A 1,944-nucleotide genomic window follows, 5' to 3' on the forward strand; every position below is an offset into this window, starting at 1 on the left:
TTTCCCTTGACTCGGGTCGCATCAGGCTCTGCGATGTGCCCTGCAGGTCTGACGCGGCCTTCTTCGGAGGTTTCAAGGGATTTGCCCGCGGAGGTCCTCCGCCGGTCCGTCCACCCGGAATGCATGGTATCATCGGAACGATGCGGCAGCATGATCCGTGATGCGTTTCGAGGGGGAGTGGAATGGACATGCTCGTGCGGTTTTTCGAGCGGAGGCTGTTTCGTGCGTCGCGACGTCTCGTTCCCGTCCCTGCCGACGGTGCCTTCGACCGGGAGGAAGTCCGCTTCGCCTCCCTGGACGGAACACCCCTGTGGGGGTGGCACGTGGTTCCCCGGGACCCGGGCAGGGGAGTCGCCGCGCCGGGAGCGTGTCTTCTCGTGTGTCACGGCAACTCGGGCAACCTCTCGACGCCCTTCCGGGTCGAGCTGATGGAGACCCTGGCCCTGGCGGGGGCGCGCTTCTTCATCTTCGACTACCGCGGCTTCGGCAAGAGCGGCGGCGTTCCCTCCGAGGCGGGGGCCTGTCTGGACGCCGAGGCGGCGTGGCGCCATCTCGTGGAGGAAAGAAGGGTGAACGCGAAATCGGTGGGAATCTTCGGGCGTTCTCTGGGAAGTCCCTTCGCGGCGAAGCTCGCCGCGGATCATCCGGAGACGCCCTTTCTGGTTCTGGAGTCGGCCTTCCGCTCGCTTTCCTCCATGGCGAGAGTGCGGTGTCCCTGGCTGCCCGCAGCGTGGGCGGAGCGTCTCTGCGGAGAGCGTTTTGCCACGGAACACCATCTCCGGCGTTTGAGGACGGGCGTTCCCGTCCTCTTTCTCCACGGCACGGCGGACCGGCTGGTGCCCTTTCGGGAGGGGGAGCGCCTCTTCGAGGGCTTTCCAGGAAAAAAGGCACTCGTCGTCCTTGAGGGTGCGGGGCACATGGGCTATCTGTCGCACCGCGACGCCTACCTGGAGGGCTTTCGCGCGGGGCTCGCGGAGCTGCTCGGGGATGATGTCCCCTGGTGAGGGGACGACGGCCGGACCTGCGGTCGCGTTCCTGCCGCCCCGAAGCATGCGGCCCGAAAGCGCGGCCCGGGCTCACTCCAGGCCGAGGCGGTTCGCCAGGGAACGCAGTTCCTTTTCCGCGCTTCCCACGTAGACGGACTGATTGTGGAAGAGCACGCCCACGGGCCGACCGTTGTGCGTGTTGGCAAGCTCCGTGAGGAGCATCCGGGCGCCCCGGACGTAGCGCCGCACCCTCTCGAACTTCTCCAGATCCTCCGGAGAGAGCGTGGTGTTGCCGAGGTTCGTTTCCTCCGGGTGCTGTATCTGTTTCAGCCATCCTGTCTGCTTCATCCACACGGGTGAACCCTCCTTGACGTGGTCTTCCGTTTTCCGGTCTTTCCGATGCCTTTTTCCGTCTGTTTCCCGCCTGTTCCGTGCTTACCGCGCCCGTCTGTGGCATCCGGGCCTCTCGCAGAGTCCCTGCTCCACATGCTCCGGGCATTCTCCGGGGAATGCCTTCCGTCCCGAAGTTTTTTCGTCGTGGCGCAGCGTTGCGCGTTGCGGCAATGCAGATGATCTCCGTATGTACCCGTCCCGTGACCTTTTTCCGCAGTTCCGTCGGGCCGCACGAAGGGACGTCGTCGGGGTGCGGCGCCTGCCTTCGGGCGTTCGGAGTGTTTCTCCCGGCAAAGGGGTGCGGGCTGCTCCGTCTCTCTTTGCGGCCGGACGGTACGCCGGGCGGATATGTCGCATAGTAGCAGAAATGGTGGCGGAGAGGTGCCTTCATGAACTAGGATAGACGAAAGAGACGAGACGGAATCCTCCCTTGCCGGGGAGGTTGCCGAATCTCCCGATTCCTCGGAGGGCCTGGCGGGGGCGAAACGGGAGCGAAGGAAGTGAGCCGCGCCGATGGACAAGGGGCATGACGGAACGACGCAGACGACCCTGCACGGGCAGGTGG

2 protein-coding genes are annotated in these 1,944 nt (G+C 65.2%); one reads left to right on the plus strand and one right to left on the minus strand.

Features of this window, described 5'->3' with window-relative positions; genetic code table 11:
* Window positions 1–182 precede the first annotated feature (182 nt).
* Window positions 183–1,004, plus strand: a complete 822-nt coding sequence (locus Q1K49_RS07790) for an alpha/beta fold hydrolase (protein WP_300524751.1) — start codon at window positions 183–185, stop codon at window positions 1,002–1,004.
* Between the two features lie 72 nt (window positions 1,005–1,076).
* Here Q1K49_RS07790 and Q1K49_RS07795 read toward each other — a convergent pair whose 3' ends face one another.
* A complete protein-coding gene (locus Q1K49_RS07795; RefSeq protein ID WP_300524754.1) occupies window positions 1,077–1,340 on the minus strand; it encodes a hypothetical protein in 264 nt (87 codons plus the stop codon).
* Window positions 1,341–1,944 lie beyond the last annotated feature (604 nt).

Origin of the sequence: Aminiphilus sp., from assembly GCF_029975095.1 — a bacterium.
In the GTDB taxonomy this organism is placed as follows: Bacteria; Synergistota; Synergistia; order Synergistales; family Aminiphilaceae; genus Aminiphilus.